The 316-nt window shown below is 50.6% G+C and carries 1 protein-coding gene; it reads right to left on the bottom strand.

Annotated features, from left to right (window positions below; translation table 11 throughout):
- Positions 1-116: 116 nt before the first annotated feature.
- On the bottom strand, positions 117-316 hold a 200-nt coding region (locus tag HOP53_RS21425), incomplete at its 5' end, for a hypothetical protein (RefSeq protein ID WP_234271878.1).

The raw sequence follows: 316 nt of genomic DNA, 5'->3' as shown, positions 1-316 counted from the left end.
GTTCACCAGCCCCGACCGTGCCGCCGCCAAGCGGGCGTTCGATGCCATGATGACGATGAGGAAAATCGACATCGCCGAGATCGAGGCAGCCTTTCGCGGTTGAGATGAGAGCGGGGTTATCTAAAGCCGCCGGCGCTTTTTTCAGCGTCGGCGGTTTTTTTCTTTCCCCAAGGCAGTGCTCTAGTGCCTAGCTTGGCAGAAAGCCCAGAGTATGCAGATATGGGAACATATCTCCGATTAGGAATTTTGTTATTTGCTGCCATTCTTGTGATTGTAGAATTTTTTAGAATCTTGTTCCTTCGCTTCTGTGTGGTTA

It is taken from the genome of Billgrantia ethanolica, from assembly GCF_021404305.1.
In the GTDB taxonomy this organism is placed as follows: Bacteria; Pseudomonadota; Gammaproteobacteria; order Pseudomonadales; family Halomonadaceae; genus Halomonas; species Halomonas ethanolica.
Note: the sequence above shows the minus strand (reverse complement) of the source record. Positions and strands in the feature narration are given on the sequence as shown.